This window comes from Pontibacter brevis, from assembly GCF_054779655.1.
Genome location: NZ_BAAGXV010000044.1, coordinates 1 through 4,631, shown reverse-complemented (window position 1 = coordinate 4,631; position 4,631 = coordinate 1). Strand labels below are relative to the sequence as shown.

General features: G+C 49.6%; 4 protein-coding genes and 1 pseudogene. 2 read left to right on the top strand and 3 right to left on the bottom strand.

What is annotated here, in order from left to right; all coding sequences use genetic code 11:
- Together ACYVB1_RS12935 and ACYVB1_RS12930 are read right to left on the bottom strand one after the other, a co-directional pair.
- Positions 1–144: transposase (locus tag ACYVB1_RS12935; protein ID WP_460924150.1), on the bottom strand; the 144-nt coding region annotated here is incomplete at its 3' end.
- A 55-nt stretch (positions 145–199) separates the two neighbouring features.
- Entirely contained in the window at positions 200–2,095 is a 1,896-nt protein-coding gene (locus tag ACYVB1_RS12930) for a BNR-4 repeat-containing protein (RefSeq protein ID WP_460924148.1), read from the bottom strand.
- Positions 2,096–2,201: 106 nt separating this feature from the next.
- Between ACYVB1_RS12930 and ACYVB1_RS12925 the strand changes: the two are divergent.
- Together ACYVB1_RS12925 and ACYVB1_RS12920 are read left to right on the top strand one after the other, a co-directional pair.
- Positions 2,202–2,324: pseudogene (locus tag ACYVB1_RS12925) on the top strand (IS982 family transposase); the annotation flags it as partial.
- Between the two features lie 74 nt (positions 2,325–2,398).
- On the top strand, positions 2,399–2,794 hold the full coding sequence (locus ACYVB1_RS12920; RefSeq protein WP_460924146.1) for a hypothetical protein: 396 nt from the start codon (positions 2,399–2,401) through the stop codon (positions 2,792–2,794).
- A 100-nt stretch (positions 2,795–2,894) separates the two neighbouring features.
- On the opposite strand, the gene ACYVB1_RS12915 is transcribed toward ACYVB1_RS12920, so the two are convergent.
- Entirely contained in the window at positions 2,895–4,508 is a 1,614-nt protein-coding gene (locus ACYVB1_RS12915; RefSeq protein WP_460924144.1) for an IS1182 family transposase, read from the bottom strand.
- Between the last annotated feature and the right edge of the window lie 123 nt (positions 4,509–4,631).

Genomic DNA, 4,631 nt, shown 5'->3' with positions numbered 1-4,631 from the left:
CAGGCCTCCGTAGCGCTGGCGCCATTTGTAGAAAGCGGCCGTGGTGATGCCCAGCTCCCTGCAGAGCTCCTGGGCATTGCGCCCGTTCTCGTGCTCCTTGATGGCATTGATAATCTGTGTCTCGGTAAACTTTGTCTTTTTCATTCCATTTAAAGTTAGTAGTTTTTACAACTTTTAAATGGCCGAACTTCAGGTAAGCCTACATTAAAGCTTTTATTTCATCCTGAGAAAGCATGCGACTGTAAATCCTGATATCATTAACAACACCAGTAAATCCGCCGACCGTTACATCAGAAAGTTTTAAGCCTGGCAACTCTACAAACTGATCTATCAACCCATCTATATAAGTCCTGAGCACTCCGTTCTCGTAAGAAATCGCTAATTGAAATGTTTCGAGTTTCTCCGGCGTATACCACTGCCCACCGGTCCCTCTTGCCTTTTTCTGCCATACATCGGAGTTTCCCAGGACATTTGTGCTTGCGTATATCTTGTCTCCTGCCTGCAGATAAGGTTTTGGCCTTTCTCCTTTAGGAACACTATAAGTGAGTCCTGCAAATTTTAGAAGTTGGCCGTAATAAGCAGCAGAGTCAAGCGATAATGTTAAGGCTATTGTAAATGATCTGGTTTTGGGCACAGATATATTATGCTTGTCTTCAGAAGTAACTTTCGCATAAGCCTTGTTTACCAGCAGCCTTTTTTTCAAATCTATCTTGCCTGAGGGAATGGCCATATTGGTACGTATCCCAGTAGCGTAGCCTCCGGGACGGGACGCACTTACGATCCAATCGTAATAGTCACCGTACATCCAACTTAATGACTGGTCGCCGTTCGCACCTTCCGTCATGTAGGGGCGCACATTGTTTTTCGGTGAATCAAACGTTAGCTGCTGTTCCGAACCTACTGTTCCATCAGTCTTAACCGTATATTTTTTCAATTCATAAACACGGCCATATTTTCCATCTACAGGAACAGATCCGTAAATTACCTGCGGGTTTGTCTTATCTATCGCCATACCACCGCTGTAGCAGTTTTCTATCTCAGGTGTTTGATGAAAATGCCCTCCCCCGTTTGCAATAAATGTTTTCTGCCAGTCGCTCCCTGTCCATCTCACATGGTAATAATCATGCGATTTTTTATTCTCACTGATGCTTACCATCGCAATCACAGGCTTTCCCGCTTTGTCTGCTGATAACTCCCAAAGCCAGTTGCGGAAAGGGCTATCATCTACAACAGCATAGGGGTGGCTGTTCTTATAAGCCTTTGTAGCGTCAACGTCATGCAATTCAGCACCGCCTATAACAGACAGGCTGTTTCCTTTCACATCCTTAAGTTCTTTTGTGTTTATATCTATATAATTGAAATAAATATAATTTTCGCTTTGGTTATCAGGATGCGTAGTGGTGTACGCCAGGTAAATTCTGTCCTTGCCGTTCGATAAGTATTTAGCATAAGGCCTTATACCAGCTCCTTGCCCTTTCTTGGAACGCACTACCTGGTGAGGGCCCCAGTCAAACTTTACGTTCCCATCGGCATCAGGCAAAGTTAACCGTGCCATGGTGGGATGCCAGTTTATTCCCCTCCAGGCCAGGTAAATGTGTTCGGGATCATCCGACAGAATAAATGGAGATGGATAGGTGGTGTTATCTGACGTTACCAGCCTTACTTCTGTTCCCAATGTTGTGATATCACCCTTTTTGCTGGAAATGCGATAATAAAAGCAGGGCTCATCCGTATGACGGGAGTAGAAGATCATGATACGCTCATCGGGCAAAACCAGGAAGGTAGGATTGTTATGATCATCGGGCTGAAAATATGACCGGATCAGTACTTCATTGGTTGTATTTGTTAAATGGTTGATTTGCGTTGCTTTGATACTTCCGTGCGTATCGATGTAGCCGATATAAGTGTTATCAATTGTTCCTTTTTCATTTTTGTAACGAACTGCCCGCGGGTCGGCAAACCAGCACCAGGCCCCCTTTTCAGTGATGGTATTGGTCGGGAAATTTGAGGTGGGAACATCCGAAAAAGAATTCTGGCCAAATGAGCTTATGGCTACTGTAAAACAGATGAGTAGAAGGAAAACATTTTTATTCATACAACCCAATTCTTTAACTCATGTTGCGGAATACTGCATGCGGCATAAGTAATCTGTTCTGCCATTGGACATTGCACGTTTTACAGTTGCCAAAACAGCAACAACTATGAGAGAACAAACCATCGCAATATACTGCTTTATCGACGATTTCTTTCTTGCCATTGGCAGAAAAGATGAGGCGCACTGTAAGCTCTATGACGCCGGGGTTTTGACCACGGCGCTTCTGGCAGGGAGTTCGCTCCCGATTAGGCTGCCGGCCGTGGTGACTGACGATTTTTAACGCAAGTACCTTTATATTTGTGCATGGAGATTTACAAGGACTACATGTTCTATCTGCCAGAAGCAGAATTAAAGCTGCTTCGAAGCGGTTGGCTCAGGAAGGTGGACAGTGCCATGTACAGGGAAGGTATGCTACACGTGAGAGAGATAATAGAGCACCAGCAGCTAAAGTTCTGGCTCTATGATGCCTCAAAATTCACAGCGCCTGACATCAGCGACCAAATATGGACTGTGGAGGTATTAGGCGCTCTTTTGGCAGAGACGACACTCCTTAAAATTGCGGTGGTGGTTCCAAAGGACGTTTTCCTGCAAACTGTTGCAGAGCAGGTACGTTTCCAGGCACGGCCTGTGTTCGAAGGCAGCATTAAGATGGAGAACTTCTTTGACGTAGGAAGCGCAGAAGAGTGGCTGCTGGCCTAAGGTGATGATGCCAACCCGGCTGCAACTTCAGCCCTTCATTTATCTATCGTTGTAGAAAGTGTAGTGATTGGCACTACACCCGGGCGCTAATATAACCTGTCTACCAGACTTTAAACTGCTCTAAATTTACCCAAACGGCAGTTTGTCTAAAAACCTCCGTCTGATCTTTATTAAAGATAGCAATTTGTAAATATACTGTACTAGATGCAGCGCCATTTATTCGTTGGCCAAAGCTTCGCCAACCTGCCCCAAACATGGCTTTCAGGGCCAACAGCACGCTTAAAGAGGTCGTACAGTAGGTCAGCAGCCGCTCCAGGCCGACGATGTTAAACATGCGCCGCAGGTTGTAGGCCACCAGCATGAGCCCCACATCGGCCGAGGCCCTCTCCATCCCCTTTTTGGTGAGCACGTAGCTGTAGCCCCACTGTCGCTTGATGGTGCCGAAGGGGTGCTCGACAATAGCCTGCCTGCGCTTGTAGAGCTCAGGCTTCGCTTGAATGTTGTGCCGGTTGAGCTCAAAGACCGGGGTGTAGGTATTGCGCTCGATGAGTTTGCCGTTCCTGGCTGTCGTGCACAGGCTCCGCACCGCACACGTCTTGCAGGCTTTGGTGCGGTACTGGTGGAAGCTGGTTTGGTTGGACTTGCCGCGGTGCTTGGTGTAGACGCTGCCGTTAGTAGTAAGCACCGCACCCTGGGGACAGGTGTAGGTGTCCTGCTCCGGATCATAAGTGAAGTGCTCCACGTTGTAGCCCGGGTCCGGGGCATTGGCAGCAGGCGCCGGAATGGCCACCAGCGTGGTAACTCCAAGCTTCTGGGCGATCTCCAGCTCCGAGCCTGTGTGATAGCCCTTGTCAAACAGGGCGGTAAAGGAACTGTTGCCCACGATGCTCTTAGCCCGCCTGAGCATACTGCCCATGGCTTTGCAGTCGTTGCGGTTGGTCACGCGGTAGTCGATCAAAAGGCAGTGCCTGGCGTCGACAGTAGTCTGCACGTTGTAGGCCACTTCGGTGATGGTATTGCGGATGATCATTTGCCGGCTCTCCGGATCCGAGGTCGAGACCTGGTCTTCCCCAGCGTCTTGCAGGTGTTGCAAGAGCTTCAGGTAATACTCGCGCCGCAGCGCATGCCGGGCCATGGCATCGAAAAGCTGCTCTGCCTGTTCGGCCTGCTGTGGCTGGGACAGGGCCAGCTGGCAATCCGAGAGCTTTCCCTCGATGTAGTCCAGGTGACGGGCGATCTTGCCCCGGTTGTAGTTGTTCTTCTTCGAGTTCTGGGCCCTGAGCTTGGTGGAGTCGCCGGCCAGCAGCTCTCCGCCGATCAGCTCAAAGTGCTGCGCTGTCCTGACCGTGGCACGAAACAAGCGGGTGATGGCCTTTGAGTTGTTCTTGCGGAAGTTGGCGATGGTGTTGTGGTCAGGCGCGAGCTGGCCCAGCAGCCACATCACCTCCAGATTACGATGACACTCGCGCTCCAGGCAGCGCGAGGAGCGGATGCGGTTGAGATAACCGTAGACCAGGAGCTTGAGCAGAACACGTGGATGGTAAGCCGGGCGGCCGTTGTCGGGAAAGTCGGTGCGGAAGCCCAGATCCCCGAGCGGGAGTGAATCGACGAAGGCGTCGATGAAGCGAACTTCGTTGTCCGGGGAAATCAGCTCCTCCAGGCTGGCACCGCCGCAGGCAGGCTCGTCCCGATGCAAGGCTTGTTTGAATTTCATAGCAGTAAGCAAACTAGTACTCTAGAAGCTATCTCAAAAATACCTAAGCATTATCTTCATGCACGCGAGCAGCAGGAATGCCAGGTAATTATCAGCCTTCTTTTCCTGTCTGACCAAGGTTCT

Excerpts from the sequence above, each read along its gene's own strand:
- ACYVB1_RS12915 (WP_460924144.1), bottom strand. The coding sequence starts at position 4,508 with ATGAAATTCAAACAAGCCTTGCATCGGGACGAGCCTGCCTGCGGCGGT.
- ACYVB1_RS12920 (WP_460924146.1), top strand. The coding sequence starts at position 2,399 with ATGGAGATTTACAAGGACTACATGTTCTATCTGCCAGAAGCAGAATTA.
- ACYVB1_RS12930 (WP_460924148.1), bottom strand. The coding sequence starts at position 2,095 with ATGAATAAAAATGTTTTCCTTCTACTCATCTGTTTTACAGTAGCCATA.